The sequence below is a fragment of the Pseudoalteromonas sp. NEC-BIFX-2020_015 genome, assembly GCF_012952265.1.
Taxonomy (GTDB): Bacteria; Pseudomonadota; Gammaproteobacteria; order Enterobacterales; family Alteromonadaceae; genus Pseudoalteromonas; species Pseudoalteromonas neustonica.
In genome coordinates, this window is the sequence record NZ_JABCJL010000034.1 from 27,133 (window position 1) to 43,832 (window position 16,700).

Consider the following 16,700-nt stretch of genomic DNA (forward strand, 5'->3'; position numbering starts at 1 on the left):
TTAACACTGTAAGCGTCGGTGTTTGATTTTATAAGGTTTAATATGAAATATTTATTAGCAATATTGTTTGTTTTATTTAGTATTGATTCACTTGCTTTAAGTGCCCCAAAGCTAACTGATCGAATTACAATTGCTGCGAGCGCATCACTGCCTCCATATGTTTTTAGTGATGATAGTACGGGTTTACAACTAGAAATTCTTAAATCAGCCTTTAAAAGTCAAGGTATAACCAATTTAGAAATCGTCTATATGTCTAATAAGCGTGCAGAGCAGCTGCTTGAGCAAAGAAAAATTGATGTTGCTCTAAATTACGCTGGTGGATACTCGCGGGGGATTTATTCAAGTGATAGCTTACTTGCGTATCAAAATGTTGCGGTTAGTCTCAAAAAGAACGATTACATAATAAATACAATTTATGACTTAACAGGGAAGAGCGTATTAGCATTTCAAAATGCGACGGCATTTTTACCAGCTCCATTTAAAACTATTACCACAAGATTACAATTTTATGATGAAGTGGTAAATCAAGCTGCGCAGGTTGATAACTTATTAAAAGAATGGGTTGATGTGATTGTGCTTGAAAAACGGGTTTTCTTATATTATTTCCAGCAATATCAGAAAAAGCACGCACTGGCGCAGGTGATTACTATCCATCCTATTTTTAAAGAAGCTCCTCGTCCGGCATACTTCAATAGCCAAGTATTACAAGAAGTCTTTGATATGGGGCTTACCCATATCAAAGAAAATGGTGAGTACCGTGCAATTATGGCTTTTGAAGGCAGTGATTATGCGCAAGTAGTCAATCCAGAATTAATCAAATAACGCAACGGTTTGACGAGTAAGGGCGATTAATTCTCCTGACTGTGACCAGATACAGCCATCCTCTAAGCCATAACCATGTTTACAATGCTGTGTTATTGCCTCAAAGCCAAGCCATTGCTGCGCACCTAACTGCGGCATTTGTACAAACTCCAAATACCAAGACATACTACTTGCAGGAGCAGGTTGCTTAAACATTTGTAGTAATGTTGGCGGCCATGCATCCGTCAAAGCAATAATATGGGCTTCGGTTATTTCATTCGGCGATTCTTTTAATCGCATCCAACCACCTAAGTGCGATGTATCTGCACCAGCAAACGGCATAGCGCCTTGTTGTGGGCACAAATCAACATGCTGAAAAAATTCCGGCATCGCGCCTGACTTAAAAGGCAAAGTGTAACGTGGATCAACAGGTTTCAAGTCCATCGTTTTAGTAATAGGTACATTAATTGCTGAATCACGGGGTTTAGCGAAGCATGCTTGTACTACTACACTCACTTGATTATTTTGCACTGCCTTTGCTAATACTTGCGTACTGCTTTTACCTTCTCTTAAAACCTCTACTATTAACGAAAACTCAGTATCAGCTAATAAAGGACCGACAAAGTTCGTACTTATTGATAGTAATCGACGACTTGCTTCAACTTGTTGGCGCATTGCTTGATAAAGTAAAGACGCTGAAAGCCCCCCAAACGCTGTTCTGCCTTGGCACCAATTAGCCGGAAATTGCATTGTTGCTTTAGCTTGTTCGTGGGCTGGCATAAGGCCAATATGTGCGGCGCTTTGAAGGAGTTGATCGAAATGCATAGCAGTTCCTTGTGTAATGATTATTTATTATTGCAATTTTATAGCACGGAAAAACTCATCAGACCAGTTTGTGTGTGGGTTGATTGACGCAAAAAACATCAATCCATACAATTATCAGGGTTATTTGCAAAATAAATGATAAAAAATCACTTTTTTTTCATTTTTACAGTTGAATTCAGTTCTGTGCATCCCTATTTACTAGTCATCGAACGTATTAATGAATTTTGAAGTTGGAGATGTTTCATGGGTAAAATTATTGGAATCGATTTAGGTACTACAAACTCTTGTGTTGCAGTACTAGACGGCGGTAAAGCACGCGTAATTGAAAACGCGGAAGGCGATCGCACAACACCATCAATTATTGCTTACACGCAAGATGGTGAAACACTTGTTGGTCAACCTGCAAAACGCCAAGCAGTGACAAACCCAACCAACACATTATTTGCGATTAAGCGTCTAATCGGTCGTCGTTTTGAAGACGAAGAAGTACAACGCGATATCGGCATCATGCCTTTTAAAATCATCAAAGCAGATAACGGTGATGCATGGGTTGAAGCAGGCGGTGAAAAACGCGCAGCACCACAAATTTCAGCTGAAGTTTTGAAAAAAATGAAAAAAACCGCTGAAGATTTCCTTGGCGAAGAAGTAACAGAAGCCGTTATTACTGTTCCTGCATACTTTAACGATTCACAGCGCCAGGCAACAAAAGATGCTGGCCGTATTGCGGGTCTTGAAGTTAAGCGTATTATCAATGAGCCTACAGCCGCAGCACTTGCTTACGGTATGGATAAAAATAAAGGCGAAAACATTGTTGCAGTATATGACTTAGGTGGTGGTACTTTCGATTTATCAATCATTGAGATTGATGAAGTTGAAGGCGAGCACACATTTGAAGTACTTGCTACCAATGGTGACACTCACTTAGGTGGTGAAGATTTCGATAACCGTGTTATTAACTACTTAGTAGCTGAATTCAAGAAAGATCAAGGTCTAGACTTAAAGACTGACCCACTTGCAATGCAACGTGTTAAAGAAGCTGCTGAAAAAGCAAAAATTGAGCTTTCATCTGCACAATCTACAGAAGTAAATCTTCCGTATGTAACTGCTGATGCATCAGGTCCTAAGCATATGAACGTGAAATTAACACGTGCTAAGCTTGAGTCACTGGTTGAAGACTTAGTACTTAAATCAATTGAACCACTTAAGCGTGCTCTAGCGGATGCTGATTTAACTGTTAGCGACATCAACGACATTATTCTTGTTGGTGGCCAAACACGTATGCCACTAGTACAAAAAACAGTAACGGAGTTCTTTGGTAAAGAGCCACGTAAAGATGTTAACCCTGATGAAGCAGTTGCAGTAGGCGCAGCGATTCAAGGTGGCGTGCTAGCTGGTGACGTTAAAGATGTACTATTACTAGACGTTTCTCCACTGTCTCTAGGTATCGAGACAATGGGTTCAGTAATGACTGCGTTAATTGAGAAAAACACGACGATTCCTACTAAGAAATCGCAAACTTTCTCAACAGCTGAAGATAACCAAGCAGCGGTAACGATTCACGTACTACAAGGTGAGCGTAAACGTTCAAGTGACAATAAGTCTTTAGGTCAATTTAACCTAGAAGGTATTCGTCCAGCACAACGTGGTACACCACAAATCGAAGTAACATTCGATGTAGATGCTGATGGTATCTTACATGTATCTGCAAAAGATAAAGATACAGGTAAAGAGCAAAAAATTACGATTCAAGCGTCTTCAGGTTTAAGTGATGAAGAAGTTGAAAAAATGGTTCGTGATGCTGAAGTTAATGCCGAAGAAGATAAAAAATTCGAAGAGCTTGTAGCAGCACGTAACCAAGCTGATGCAATGGTTCACGGTACACGTAAGCAAATTGAAGAAGCGGGCGATGCACTTCCAGCCGAAGATAAAGACGCTATCGAAGCCGCTGTAGTAGATTTAGAAGCCGCTATTAAGAGTGACAAAAAAGACGAGATTGAAGCAAAAACTCAAGCTCTAGCTGAAAAGTCACAAAAATTAATGGAAATTGCACAAGCTAAAGCCCAACAAGGCAACGCAGATGCAGGCGAGCAACAGCAACAACAGTCAGCTAAACAAGATGACGACGTAGTTGATGCTGAGTTCGAAGAAGTAAAAGACGACAAGTAATTGTTGTTAGCGCTTCGCCTAACTAAAAACACGATGAATAGTGTCATGATTTAAGTTAGGATGAACACCTTAGGCGCGCAGGCAAAAGCTTGACGCGCCTTTTGCATGTAAATTAGATGGTAAATCGATGTGATTTATCGGTTTATCCGCAGCCAAGCTGCAGTAAGAAAAGAGTAGTGTGATAGATATGTCAAAACGCGATTATTATGAAGTCCTTGGAGTGGCAAAAGATGCCAGCGAAAGAGACGTTAAAAAAGCGTATAAACGCTTAGCGATGAAATATCATCCAGACCGTACCGCAGGCGATAAAGAACTTGAAACTAAGTTCAAGGAAGTTAAAGAAGCCTACGAGATTTTAACCGATGCTCAAAAACGTCAAATGTATGATCAATACGGTCATGCTGCATTTGAACAAGGTGGCGGCGGCGGTGGTCATGGTGGCCACGGTCAAGGTGATTTTGGTGACATCTTCGGTGATGTATTTGGTGATATTTTTGGTGGCGGCGGTGGTCGACGTCAATCACGTCAACAACGCGGTTCCGATTTACGTTACAACATGGACTTAAGCTTAGAAGAAGCGGTTCGTGGTAAAGAAGTTGAAATTAAAGTACCCACTTGGGTAAGCTGCTCGCCATGTGATGGCAGTGGTGCAAAAGCGGGATCTAAACCTAAAACATGTACAACGTGTCATGGTGCAGGCCAAGTGCAAATGCGCCAAGGTTTCTTTGCTGTACAGCAAACATGCCCGACATGTCAGGGGACTGGTCAGATTATTTCTGATCCATGTAACAGCTGCCATGGCCAAGGTCGTGTAGAAAAAACTAAAACATTATCAGTTAAAATTCCTGCGGGCGTTGATACTGGCGACCGTATCCGTTTATCGGGTGAAGGTGAAGCAGGCGTGCACGGTGCACCAGCTGGGGACTTATATGTTCAAGTATCAGTGCGTGAACACCGCATATTTGAACGTGATGGCAATAACCTTTATTGCGAAGTACCCATTGGCTTTACAACAGCGGCATTGGGCGGTGAAATTGAAGTACCTACCTTAGATGGTCGTGCTAAATTAAAAATCCCAACAGAAAGTCAAACAGGCAAAATGTTCCGCATGCGCGGTAAAGGTGTTAAGTCTGTACGCAGCGGCGCTATAGGCGATTTAATTTGTAAGGTAGTAATTGAAACGCCGGTGAACTTAAATGAGCGCCAACGTGAATTACTCCAAGAGCTTGAGCAAAGTATGGGTAAGGATGGTTCAAAAAATCGTCCAAAAGAAAAAGGCTTTTTTGATGGTGTAAAAAAGTTCTTTGATGATCTGACGAAGTAATAACTCATTACTCATAAAATGGCGCTAATTAGCGCCATTTTTTGTTTGAAAACTTTATTATTAATTTACAAATTACCCCACCTAAAAGTAACTTGCTTGATAAAAAGTTAAATTTAAAAAAACAGTTAATTAACATCTATGAAATATGCAAAGAACGAATACCTCATCGAAGCAGTCAATAACGGTTAACTCATTAACTCTAGCTACTAAAAAACATACCTATAACAGGTAATTACATCTCGTTTTTGCTTTATTTTGTATACTTATCGATATGATAATCAGTCTCACTTGCATGATTGGATAATCGGCGTAAAATCAGCCCATTGATGTAATTAATAGAATAAGACGGCATGTTAACATTAGATAAATTAACTATCGGCCAACATGGCTCTGTGGTAAGCATTGATCCCAATGCAAGTTTGCTGCGTCAAAAATTACTCGCGATGGGGCTTACCCCTGGTGCGCCTGTCCATGTGCTACGTTTTTCTCCGTTTGGTGATCCTATGATTATCAAAGTGCGTGGTACTGTTTTAAGTCTTCGTAAAGCTGAGGCTCAATCGATTAATTTGGAACTTGCTGTATGAATCCAAACATAGCTGTTATTGGTAACCCGAACTGTGGTAAAACCACGCTTTTTAATGCACTAACAGGCAGTAAGCAAAAAGTTGGAAATTGGTCAGGCGTGACGATCGATAAAAAAATTGGTCAGTTCAAGGTTGCTGATCAGCGCGTTGATTTGGTTGATTTACCGGGCACATACTCACTTGATGTAAACTCGCAAACACCACTTGACGAAAAAATAGCACGAGATTATGCGCTAAGTGGCGAGGCTGAGCTGATCATTAATATATTAGATGCATCAAACCTGGAACGAAATTTATACCTGACCGCACAGCTACTTGAAATGAAAGTACCTTTGGTTATCGTGTTAAATATGGTTGATGTTGCTAAGCGAAATGGCTTAGTGATAGATACTAAAGCCCTAGAAGAAAAGTTAGGTTGCCCTGTAATTGCGTTAAGTGCCAATAATAAAAAAGGGATTACAGGATTAAAGTTATGCATTGCTAAAGGCTTAGAGCTTAAGCAGGTGTCGTCGCATGTGCCGCATTATGATGAAAAAGTAATGCATGCGACAAACAAAATTGTTAAAAGCCTACAAGCAAGTGATAAAAAAATAGACAATGTAGATACTCAATGGCTTGCACTGCGTTTATTAGAGCAAGATGAAAGCTGTTTTAGTTACGCTGATCAAGATACACAGGCATTGGCTAAAACACAGTTTGCACAATTTGCTGATCATCATGAACTTGATGTGCTATTTGCTAACGGGCGATATGAATTTGCACATCAGCTTGCTGATCAAGTTCAAAATACCAAGGGTGTAGCATCAGATACGATTAGTGATAAAATTGATGCAATAGTGATCAACCGATTTTTAGGGATCCCAATCTTCCTAGCTATTATGTACGTAATGTTTACAGTTGCGGTGAATGTTGGCGGTGCATTTATAGATTTTTTTGATATTGCCGTTGGCGCTATTTTGGTTGATGGCTTTGGGCAAATACTTACTTCAGTCGGTGCGCCTGATTGGTTACGTGCATTATTAGCCGATGGTATCGGTGGCGGTATTCAGTTAGTTGCGACCTTTATTCCTGTTATTGGCTTTTTATATTTCTGCTTAGCTTTTATTGAGGATTCAGGCTACATGGCTCGCGCTGCATTTATTATGGATAGATTAATGCGGGCCATAGGTTTACCTGGTAAAGCGTTTGTACCCTTAATTGTTGGTTTTGGCTGTAACGTGCCATCGGTTATGGCCACGCGGACATTAGAAACTCATAAAGATCGTTTATTGACGATTGCCATGTCGCCGTTTATGTCATGTGGTGCTCGGTTAAGTGTTTATGCATTATTTGTTGCCGCATTTTTTACAACCAATGGTCAAAACCTTGTGTTTGCACTGTATATACTGGGCATAGTAATGGCGGTATTGACAGGATTAGTACTTAAAAATACCTTATTTAGTCCAACCCTTACACCGTTTATTTTAGAGTTGCCTGCGTATCATATGCCCACGGCAAAAGGGGTGCTTTATAAAGCATGGGAGCGTTTAAAAAGCTTTTGTATGCGCGCTGGTAAAACGATTATCGTCGTTTTTGTTATTCTTAAAATACTAAGTTCATTTGGTACCGATTACACCTTTGGTAACGACAACACTGATAAATCAATGCTGAGTGAAATATCAAAATTCGCAACGCCAATATTTTCTCCAATTGGTGTTGAGCAAGATAATTGGCCTGCTACAGTGGGTATATTTACAGGCGTGTTTGCTAAAGAAGCGGTGGTTGGTACGCTAGATAGCTTATATTCAAACTTAGAAGGTGCAAATACGACAAGCGATGAACCGGTTAAAGTTCTTGATAAAGTAGGTGAAGCTTTTTCCAGCGTGCCTGCCAATTTACTGGATGTTTTTGGTAATTTACTCGATCCGTTAGGACTAAATGTCGCGAATGTAAGTGACCAAACGAGTGCTGCGGTAGATCAAGATGTTAATGTGTCAACGTACGCGACTATGGAAAATTTATTTAGTAGTCAATTAGCCGCATTTAGTTACTTGGTGTTTGTACTGTTATATACCCCATGTGTTGCTGTTATGGGCGCCATGTATAGAGAAGCTGGAATGAAGTGGATGCTATTTGTAGCGACTTGGTCAACAGGTCTCGCCTACATTACCGCCTCAGTAGTTTATCAAGTGGGTAATTTTAAACACTCACCTATGTTCTCAGCTTTTTGGTTGTTGGGTTGTGCTGTGGTGGTTGCGTTAGCGGTAAGCTCAATGCGTATTTATGGAAAACGCATGGCAGCTAAAAGCCGCTTGATCCCGGTGGTGAATATTATTTAATCTAGGAGCCATATTTATCAACTATTCGCATGTAGTTGTTTATGAGCAGCGTAGATACAATACTGTGTCGCGTATCTACGCTTATGTACTCAAACAACTTTAAAATTAATGTGTTAATTTGCAGCAATGACATTCGCTTTTTATTACAGCTGAAACACGTATTTAAAGTTGTTTGGTATAACTAATTCTAAATTATAAATACCTTAATCTGAGCTTGAACAATTAAAATTGGTAACTAAGCGTCACCTTGTAGTTTCTCCCTAACTCACTTGGATCGTTTGCTTCGCTGGCAGGTGCGCGTAAATAACGCTTATTGGTTAGGTTGTTTACGCCAAAGCGAACACTGAGATTACTGAGGCTATCACTACCTTGATACTGTGCATTTAAGTTGTAAATACTGTATGTACTTGTGCCATAGCCATATTTTTTGTATGTGTCACTAAGGCGTTGCTGCGCCCTGTAATGGAGTAATTGTATACCCACATTAAAGTTATCGTTTAATTGATAATTGGTATTCCACGTTAACTTATTTGCTGGGGCTTCAGCATAAGGCTGTTTATTGTAATCAATTGTTCCTAAAAAGAAGTTAGGCAGGCCTATAATGTCCATGTTTAGTTTTGCATATCCTAGGTACATATCGAGATTTTTGTATTGATACTTTGCCTCTATTTCAAAGCCTTCACTTTTTAGCTGACCAATGTTTTTAGCACTATAATCTCGATGTGTTGCAACAGGGATTCCATTGGCAGGATCAGGACCAGGTGAACCGAGCTGCTTATTACCGTCGGCGTCGATGTAGTACATATACGGTACGTTATCTATGTAATCATCAATGTTACTTTTAAAATATATGGCTTTAATGCTGAGCTGATCAATGTATGCAGTATCTTGCCATGCGAAGCCGATACCTCCTTCATAATTTAAAGCACTCTCAGCTTTTAAATTAGGCTGGGGTTCTGAATAGCATAACTTACCACCGATATGACAGCGCCATTCATCTTTTTTATACAGCTCTTGTAACGAAGGGGCTCTGAATGCCTCAGCCGCTTTCATATAAAAATTTATATTCTCAGTGGCCTTAAATGTTACTCCTAATTCTTTTGATAATGCATTATTTTTATTATCAGCAAAACTAATAAAGGTGTCGCTGCTACGATCATAATTGTCGTAACGAAGCCCCGCAGTTAAAAGAATACGTTTATTAAAGAATTCACTTTGGTCGATTACTGACAGCGATACATTATCGCCTTGGCTTTGTCCGTAGTAACTTGAGAGGGTCTTTTTTTCATATTGTTGCTGGTCAAATAGTTCGCGATCAAAACTAAACTCGATAGCCAATTTATGGTCAATTAAGCCCGTGAATGTTGCGAGGTTGGCAACTCTCAATCCATAGCGTTTGTTTTCACCATTACTGACTTTATCAAAGTCTATTTTATTTTTACCTCGCATAATGTAGCCATTCGTAGTCTCATCGTAGGTTTTTTTGCTATAAAAAGCCTGTACGTCAAGGTCGATAAACATATTTTGAGGTTGGTATGTGTAATTAAGCATACCTTCAATGTAGTCATTTTTGTAATCTTCACTGAGTGTCGGATAGGTGATCCCCAAATCGAGTCTTTGCCCGTAAGGCTGATCGAGTGACTCTGTTTCACTAAAGTCTAGTTTACTTTGGAGGCTATGCTCAGGCATAAAATACCATGTGTTTTTTAGAGTTAAATTTGTTCTTTGAGACTCATTTTTTATTTTATTGAGTTGTGCAATAACTTCATCTTCTTGTGCGTGATCTTTTTTAACTATGTCTATATCACTGTAATTTACTTGGCTAATGTACGCTACGGTATCAAGCGTATCCGTTAGATGAAAAGCCGATGCTGAATAAAAAACAGCATCAGAAACAGATTGATAGTTTGCAGCAACATTAACACCAACACCATTTTCAGCGGCTAAATAATCAGCTGCATTTTTGGTGACTAAACGAATACTTCCACCAAGTGCGCCCGAACCTACGGTTAAAGAATCAGCACCTCTTAATACTTGGACTTGTTTTAACTGGTTAGGATCAACTCCTAAACTGTTTATTACAGCGATGTTCTGGCTGCCATCAGACTCGCTTTTTCGTTTCACATTATCGACAGATACATGAATTCGCTCGCCATATAAACCACGAATTGAAGGTTGACCTGATAAAGGATTAACACTGCCAGATACGTCAACCCCCGGTAATGTTCTAAGTAATTGTGTGAGATCTGCAACTTGTTGGCGTTCAATTTCTTTTGCGTTTAGTGAAGAAACTGATGCGGCAACATCTTGATTATCGAGTGTTAATTTATGGCCAAAAACTTCAATTTTTTCAATATTTGCAGGGGAGTCAGAGTGTGTATTTTGGCTATATACGCCCATTGAACAAGTGGCCGTAGTAATACATACAAACAGATGAGAGAGTTTCAAAGTAACAAATCCTTTTAAATGATAATTATTTGCATTTGATCGTAATGTAATACGTAATAACTTATTTTTCAATAAATTATTACTAAAAAATACTAATTTGTGATTAACTATAATGATTAGTGGGCGTTATTTTGTTTTTTGTAACTGTTTAATAATTAATGTTTTTATATTGTTTTGTTAATTTAAAATAAAAGAGCATTTACTTTAATGGAATAGTTTGGTGCATTTTTATATTTTTATTACAAGCTTGCTACAAGTTTGTATTGAGCGCAGTAGCCTCTCAAATTATCAATTTGAAGGGCAATTAACCTGCAAAGTTAGTTTGGGTCTATAAACAGAAAATGAGTATAAAGTTGTTAATTAAAGAGTCGCAAATTGGGATGCTATATAGTAAACGTTCCGTATAGACGCAAACCACCTCAAAACGCCCAACGATGCTCGTATCTTTAGGTGGTTTGGGTATAATCGTAGGCCTAGTTTTAAAATAACCGAACTGGTAAAAAATAATGACACCAGCGACTAAATTACTAAAAAAACACCGTATAAATTTTGAACTGCTGAGTTATGAGCACAATCCCAAAGACCAAAATTTTGGTTTAGAAGCCGTTGAAAAACTAAATTTGCCCGCTGAGAAGGTGTTTAAAACGCTTGTGCTTGAAACTTCTGAGCAAACGTTAATCGTCGCGATTACACCCGTTAGCCAACAAATTAATTTAAAGCAGCTGGCAAAAGCCTGTAATGCTAAAAAAGTATATATGGCTGCACCGCAAAAAGTAGAAAACAGCACGGGTTATATACTCGGTGGTGTGAGCCCTTTAGGGCAAAAGAAACGTTTAGCAACCTATTTACACGCCAGTGCTGAAAAGTTCGAGACAATCTATGTGAGTGCAGGTAAGCGAGGGCTTGAAATAGGCCTGTCTCCTAATTGTTTACTTAACTTATGTAACGGCCAATATGCCAATTTTTAGCGTAAATTAACCAAATAAAAAAGTATGGGGATAAGCTCTCCATTCGATGTTAGTTGGCGTTAAAAACAATGAAATTAGGCATGATTGTTGAAGGTTACGTGATAACGACTACAGGCTTCACCGGTCTTTCTCCTTAGGTTGCTTTATACAAAAAAGAGCTGCTACTTGATACAAAAAAGAGCTGCTACTTGTGCAAAGTAACCCCTAATATTACCTCCTGTGATACGCACAATTTTTTATCTTGGGATACCTTGATTATGATTTTGATCACCTTATTTGTCCTTATTCTCTGTGCTTGGTTAATTAAAAACTCTATTTAGTGTTGTTTTTGATTAAATCGGCGCAAAATAAATACATTTCAGCGTACACGTGTAAGCCCTTTTTATTCAATAGCTTACACATCTAAAGATAAATAAATTGAAAAAACTGTTAAAAAGTTGGTTAGAGCAATTGATCTAAAGCAATTTTTATGACGTAATAGAGATATAAATTATCTGGTCGGATGAGTTAATCATGAGTTTACGCACAAAATTAAAAAAAGTATTACCAAGTATTTCAATAACTGAACAAGAAGCGCTTGATGCGGGTGATGTTTGGTTAGAAGGCTCTATCTACCAAGGTAAGCCAGATTTCGACGCATTACGCGCAGTGCCAGCAGCAGTGCTAAGCGCTGACGAACAAGCATTTATAGACGGCCCATTACAAGAGTTACTGGGCATGATCGACGACACACAAATTCAAAATGGTATTCATTTACCTGAGTACATTTTAGACTTTCTAAAAAAGGAACGTTTCTTTTCATTGATCATTCCTAAGTCATTTGGTGGTTTAGAATTCAGTCCTTATGCAAACTCTACCATTGTAGGTACAATTGCAACTAAAAGCTCCGCAGTCGCTGTAACAGTAATGGTGCCTAACTCATTAGGTCCGGGCGAATTATTACTGCATTTTGGTACTAAAGAGCAACAAGCGCATTATTTACCGCGTCTAGCAAATGGCCGTGACATCCCTTGCTTTGCACTAACTAGCCCAGAAGCTGGCTCTGATGCCGGTGGTATTCCAGATTTAGGTACTGTCACTAAAGGTATGTATAACGGCGAAGAAGTACTTGGCCTTGAGATCACGTGGGACAAACGTTACATCACGCTCGCACCGATTGCGACTGTACTTGGTTTAGCATTTAAAGTGGTTGATCCTAATGGTTTGCTAGGTGGCAAAGAAAACCTCGGCATTACCTGTGCACTTATTCCAAAAGAGCACCCAGGTGTAGAGCTTGGCAATCGCCACGATCCAATGGGCATTCGTTTTTACAACGGTACTACGCGTGGTAACAAAGTATTTGTACCAATGGACTTTATTATTGGTGGTCAAAAGAACATCGGTCGCGGTTGGCAAATGCTGGTTAGCTGCTTAGGCGCTGGCCGTGGTATTTCATTACCAGCACTAGGCGTGAGTACTGCGCAAGTAGCATTTAAAGGTGCCTCTGAATACGCTGCAGTACGTGAGCAATTTGGCTTAGCAATTGGTCAATTTGAAGGTATTCAAGAAAAGTTGGCTGATATTGCTGGTAAAACATACCTACAAGAAGCAATGCGTGTTTTAACCACCGAAGGCTTAGGCATGGGCTTAAAGCCATCTGTCGTGACGGCGATAGCTAAATACCACATGACTGAAATTGGCCGTGATGTGCTTGATTCAGCAATGGATATTCAAGCTGGTAAAGCGATTCAAAATGGCCCGCAAAATACTTTAGCAAGTGGTTATGTTGCACAACCAATTGCAATAACGGTAGAAGGCGCAAACATTCTTACGCGTAACCTAATGATATTTGGTCAAGGTGTTATGCGTTGTCACCCATATTTACAGTCTATGGTTGAATCAATTCACAGTGAAGATAAAGGCGCTGATAAAGAGTTTAACCGCATTTTACGTAAAACAGTGGGTTACAGTGTAGCAAACAGCTTACGTGCGTTCCGTTTAGGTGTTTTACCGTTCACAGCGGGTGCCAATTCACCATTACCTGAAGTACGCGAATATGAAAAAGCAGCGCAAAAATTATCAGCAAAACTTGCGGTATACGCTGATTTCTCGTTATTAGTATTAGGCGGTAAACTTAAACAAGCTGAAATGCTTTCAGCACGCTTAGGTGATGTAATGAGCTTTTTGTATGCCGCAATGGCATCAATTAAGTATTACGAGCAAAAAGTAGCGAACAGTGAGCGAGAGCAAGCAGCGCCGTACTTCCACTACGCAACGCGTTTTGCACTACAAAGTGCTGAAGAAGCACTGCATAAATTTTTAGATAACTTCCCAGCAAGTGGCACACGTAAGTTTATGCGTTTTATCACCATGAACTACTCAACTAAAATGCCAAAAATCAGTGATGATTTAATTCGTGAATTATCTAAGCAAGCGCAATTAGATACCGCTTTTAAAAAGCAAATCACGCATTTAGTTAAGCCAGTTGAAGGTGATGGGCATCACATTAATGAGCAAGCGTATAAAGCAAAAATGGGTTGTTTAGATTTACTCGCAAAAGTGAAGAAAGCGCTACGTGCTAAAGCAATTAAACCAGGTATTCGTTTTGCACTAACACTTGATAATGCACTTGTTGCAAATGTAATCACTGAAGAAGAGTACGCTAAACTGATTGATTACAATAAAAAACGTGAACGCGCTATCCGCGTTGATGAGTTTGATTTTGATATGAACTTATTGGACGAAAACGCGAAGCCAATAAATCCACTAAAAAGTGTAGTAAATCAGTAACATTTTGAGTTAACTTAATTCAACAATGTAAGCGCCCAGCAGTTCGGGCGCTTTTTTTGTGCGTGTAGAAATGCTGTTATGATTATGCCAATAATAATCCGTAGGCGTAGTAGGCAAGCGGCCTCACAAGAGAGTTAATGTGAAAATCAAAACAGAAAATGACGAGCGAATATCAGTAACTGCAAAAGCTACTAGCATAGAGCTTGAACGACTTATTAAAAATGAAAGCTGTAATCATGCCGTTATTTTCATGCATGTAATTTGGGTTTAACGCGATAGATGCCCACTTAATGAACGATGTGCGGATGGTGATATAAAAAGAGATAAGTTTTAGCCAAAAGAGTAAGCTTAGTAGCACAGTTTTACTTGCTCAATTAAAGTGGCTGTCTAGTTTGTTTGTAAATCAAGGAAAGTCAGATACAACAGTGCCGGTTAGCGTTGATTGGCCTTGCCCATCATGTAAGCAAGGGCAGTTGATAATGAAAAGCCTCTGTGCAAAAGATATAAAAACCGACGGTTTAACAACGCAAGGCATAACAATGAATAGTGGTTAATAGTAAGTCGAACCGTTAAAAATAACTCGTTAACTAAGTTGGTGTAACAGTGAATCAGCTTAGATGTGGTGCTGACTAAAATAAGCAAAAAAGATAACAGCAGGCAAGAAACGATATAAAAAAGCGTAAAAATGAAATAAATAAACAGTAATTAACACGTTTAGTAGTAAAAAAATGTCCAATAAAACTGCAATCAACAACTTCCCTAAAAAAGAGAATTCCTATAGCATTAAGCATACCAATAAAATGTTGAATGGGGGGTATGCTTCGTTCAACAAGATATGTATACGATACAAACAATGTAACGTATAAATACTAAGACATTAGGTGCATCGGAGGCATAATTGAATATTCAGATAAGTAAGATATCGTCACATCAAACAAGTAAAGCTATCGCATTAACATTTTTTGTTCTTACTTTACCATTTGGCTTTATAGGGCTAGCGCTATTCTTTTTCGGACCTGATTTTGAGAGTCATAATGGTCAAGGTTTCCCTTATTTATTATTTGTTTTTGCACCAGTGATTTACGGTGTAATGTTTTATTTTATGCAGCGCTTCTTTTGTTTTGCTTATAATCTTGTCGCTAAAAGGTTTGGTGGCATAGAATTCGAAACAAAGGAGTAATCTGCACCTAATCGGGTAGCCGGAGGTCTCTAACCTCGAGCCCCCACATCACCCATCATGCGCTTTTTATTAACTGGAAGTGCAATGGGCGGCTCATCTCCCGTAATGAATATTGATCCAAATATCTCTCAATGACACTAAACCTTGTGACGCTAAGTAGTCATTGCCTAGCGCAATGTTAATTCCTTTTGTTTTTGAGCATCTACAAGGGCCTTCGCTTCCAAGCGCCTACTTTTGGTACTGGTGATACAGCATGCTATGGCCAGTCGTTTACTAACCCCTAATTTCATTAAACAGCGTACTTTAGTGCGCGCGAACACGAACAAAGATGACACCCATTCTAAGTTTTCTATCACTCTTGTTATAGGCAGCGTAAAAATTAGTTTACTACCCACAATGACTGAAGCTTGTTTTAGTCACAACAATATGGAAGATTCTAACTTATATCACTAGAAAGAATAAATATCTCCCCTGAAAATTGGTTACTAACACGAACACGAACAAAGATGACACCCATTCTAAAGTTTTCTATCACTCTTGTTATAGGCAGCGTAAAAATTAGTTTGCCACCCACAATGACTGAAGCTTGTTTTAGTCACAACAATATGGAAGATTCTAATTTATCTCACTAGAAAGAATAAATATCTCCCCTGAAAATTGGTTAATACTCACCTTATATTGGTTACTGCGAAGATTTAAACAGAAATCGAAGCAGCAACCTTAGCAAATACAAAAAACTATTGGCGTAGTTCTAACACTCTAATCAAACGTTAAATATTGGCTCAAAACGAGAATATGCATGCTTGTAATTTTAAAGCAAGGCGATGTTTTGTACTGGTGTAATAAGTTGTAATGAGCCTTTTCTTCGTTAGCTGTTAACTTAAATCTAGTTAAAACTATCAATGTAAAAAACGTTTAAGTTAATAAGCATAAGGAGAAATATAATGTGTACAGACTTTTCAATTAAAGCTATAAATTCAGGTGTTTCGAATAGTATCCCTGTGATAGGCCGTTCAATGGAGTTGGGCCCAGATTTGAAATCAGAGCTGTTTTTCAGGGCTGATGGGCATGAATATAAGCAAAGTGCTTTGAAAAAGCTGACCCAGTCAGATTTTCAGGATGATTCAGGACTATTTGTTCTTCGTGATGATATTGAATTGATTAATCAACGCCTCTTGACTTGGACTGGGAGCTATAGTTTTGTTGCAATGAATGGCTTTAACCTTGATATTGCCAAGTCCTTAGGTGTGTCAGAAACATTTGCAAATATAATGACCAATGGGTTAAATACTGAAGGCTTAACTACGGGGGCTATGG

The 16,700-nt window shown here is 39.0% G+C and carries 12 protein-coding genes and 1 pseudogene; 11 read left to right on the forward strand and 2 right to left on the reverse strand.

Annotated features, from left to right (window positions below):
• Positions 1–42: 42 nt before the first annotated feature.
• Positions 43–822, forward strand: coding sequence for a transporter substrate-binding domain-containing protein (locus HH219_RS19270; protein ID WP_082355649.1), 780 nt, complete (start codon positions 43–45; stop codon positions 820–822).
• On the opposite strand, the gene HH219_RS19275 is transcribed toward HH219_RS19270, so the two are convergent.
• A complete protein-coding gene (locus tag HH219_RS19275) occupies positions 811–1,626 on the reverse strand; it encodes a thioesterase family protein (RefSeq protein ID WP_169328367.1) in 816 nt (271 codons plus the stop codon). The genes HH219_RS19270 and HH219_RS19275 overlap by 12 nt on opposite strands.
• A 243-nt stretch (positions 1,627–1,869) precedes the next feature.
• Between HH219_RS19275 and dnaK the strand changes: the two genes are divergently transcribed.
• From dnaK to feoB, 4 genes are all read left to right on the forward strand, one after another.
• Positions 1,870–3,792: a molecular chaperone DnaK gene (gene dnaK / locus HH219_RS19280; protein WP_054204959.1), complete on the forward strand. Its 1,923-nt coding sequence runs from the start codon at positions 1,870–1,872 to the stop codon at positions 3,790–3,792.
• Between the two features lie 187 nt (positions 3,793–3,979).
• Positions 3,980–5,116 (forward strand): molecular chaperone DnaJ, encoded by a 1,137-nt coding sequence (gene dnaJ, locus HH219_RS19285; protein WP_054204958.1) that lies wholly within the window; start codon positions 3,980–3,982, stop codon positions 5,114–5,116.
• Between the two features lie 350 nt (positions 5,117–5,466).
• Complete coding sequence (locus HH219_RS19290; protein WP_054204957.1) at positions 5,467–5,700, forward strand: FeoA family protein; 234 nt, start codon at positions 5,467–5,469, stop codon at positions 5,698–5,700.
• Positions 5,697–8,018 carry a Fe(2+) transporter permease subunit FeoB gene (gene feoB / locus HH219_RS19295; RefSeq protein ID WP_169328368.1) on the forward strand — a complete coding sequence of 774 codons (2,322 nt, stop codon included), beginning with the start codon at positions 5,697–5,699 and terminating at the stop codon, positions 8,016–8,018. Before HH219_RS19290 ends, feoB begins: the two co-directional genes overlap by 4 nt.
• Positions 8,019–8,240: 222 nt before the next feature.
• Here feoB and HH219_RS19300 read toward each other — a convergent pair whose 3' ends face one another.
• Entirely contained in the window at positions 8,241–10,466 is a 2,226-nt protein-coding gene (locus tag HH219_RS19300; protein ID WP_249118563.1) for a TonB-dependent receptor, read from the reverse strand.
• A gap of 506 nt (positions 10,467–10,972) precedes the next feature.
• Here HH219_RS19300 and ybaK point away from each other — a divergent pair.
• From ybaK to HH219_RS19325, 6 genes and pseudogenes are all read left to right on the forward strand, one after another.
• A complete protein-coding gene (ybaK, locus tag HH219_RS19305; RefSeq protein WP_169328369.1) occupies positions 10,973–11,434 on the forward strand; it encodes a Cys-tRNA(Pro) deacylase in 462 nt (153 codons plus the stop codon).
• 513 nt (positions 11,435–11,947) lie between these two features.
• A complete protein-coding gene (locus HH219_RS19310; protein ID WP_169328370.1) occupies positions 11,948–14,203 on the forward strand; it encodes an acyl-CoA dehydrogenase in 2,256 nt (751 codons plus the stop codon).
• 139 nt (positions 14,204–14,342) lie between these two features.
• Positions 14,343–14,474: a hypothetical protein gene (locus HH219_RS22335; protein ID WP_280138097.1), complete on the forward strand. Its 132-nt coding sequence runs from the start codon at positions 14,343–14,345 to the stop codon at positions 14,472–14,474.
• A 121-nt stretch (positions 14,475–14,595) separates the two neighbouring features.
• Positions 14,596–14,757 (forward strand): hypothetical protein, encoded by a 162-nt coding sequence (locus HH219_RS19315; RefSeq protein ID WP_157756407.1) that lies wholly within the window; start codon positions 14,596–14,598, stop codon positions 14,755–14,757.
• Positions 14,758–15,101: 344 nt separating this feature from the next.
• Positions 15,102–15,383, forward strand: a complete 282-nt coding sequence (locus HH219_RS19320; RefSeq protein ID WP_054203888.1) for a hypothetical protein — start codon at positions 15,102–15,104, stop codon at positions 15,381–15,383.
• 944 nt (positions 15,384–16,327) lie between these two features.
• A pseudogene (locus HH219_RS19325) lies at positions 16,328–16,700 on the forward strand (choloylglycine hydrolase); the annotation flags it as partial.

Bases quoted from the DNA above. Each gene is read 5' to 3' on its own strand.
- HH219_RS19270 (WP_082355649.1), top strand. From the start codon at position 43: ATGAAATATTTATTAGCAATATTGTTTGTTTTATTTAGTATTGATTCA.
- HH219_RS19275 (WP_169328367.1), bottom strand. From the start codon at position 1,626: ATGCATTTCGATCAACTCCTTCAAAGCGCCGCACATATTGGCCTTATG.
- dnaK (WP_054204959.1), top strand. From the start codon at position 1,870: ATGGGTAAAATTATTGGAATCGATTTAGGTACTACAAACTCTTGTGTT.
- dnaJ (WP_054204958.1), top strand. From the start codon at position 3,980: ATGTCAAAACGCGATTATTATGAAGTCCTTGGAGTGGCAAAAGATGCC.
- HH219_RS19290 (WP_054204957.1), top strand. From the start codon at position 5,467: ATGTTAACATTAGATAAATTAACTATCGGCCAACATGGCTCTGTGGTA.
- feoB (WP_169328368.1), top strand. From the start codon at position 5,697: ATGAATCCAAACATAGCTGTTATTGGTAACCCGAACTGTGGTAAAACC.
- ybaK (WP_169328369.1), top strand. From the start codon at position 10,973: ATGACACCAGCGACTAAATTACTAAAAAAACACCGTATAAATTTTGAA.
- HH219_RS19310 (WP_169328370.1), top strand. From the start codon at position 11,948: ATGAGTTTACGCACAAAATTAAAAAAAGTATTACCAAGTATTTCAATA.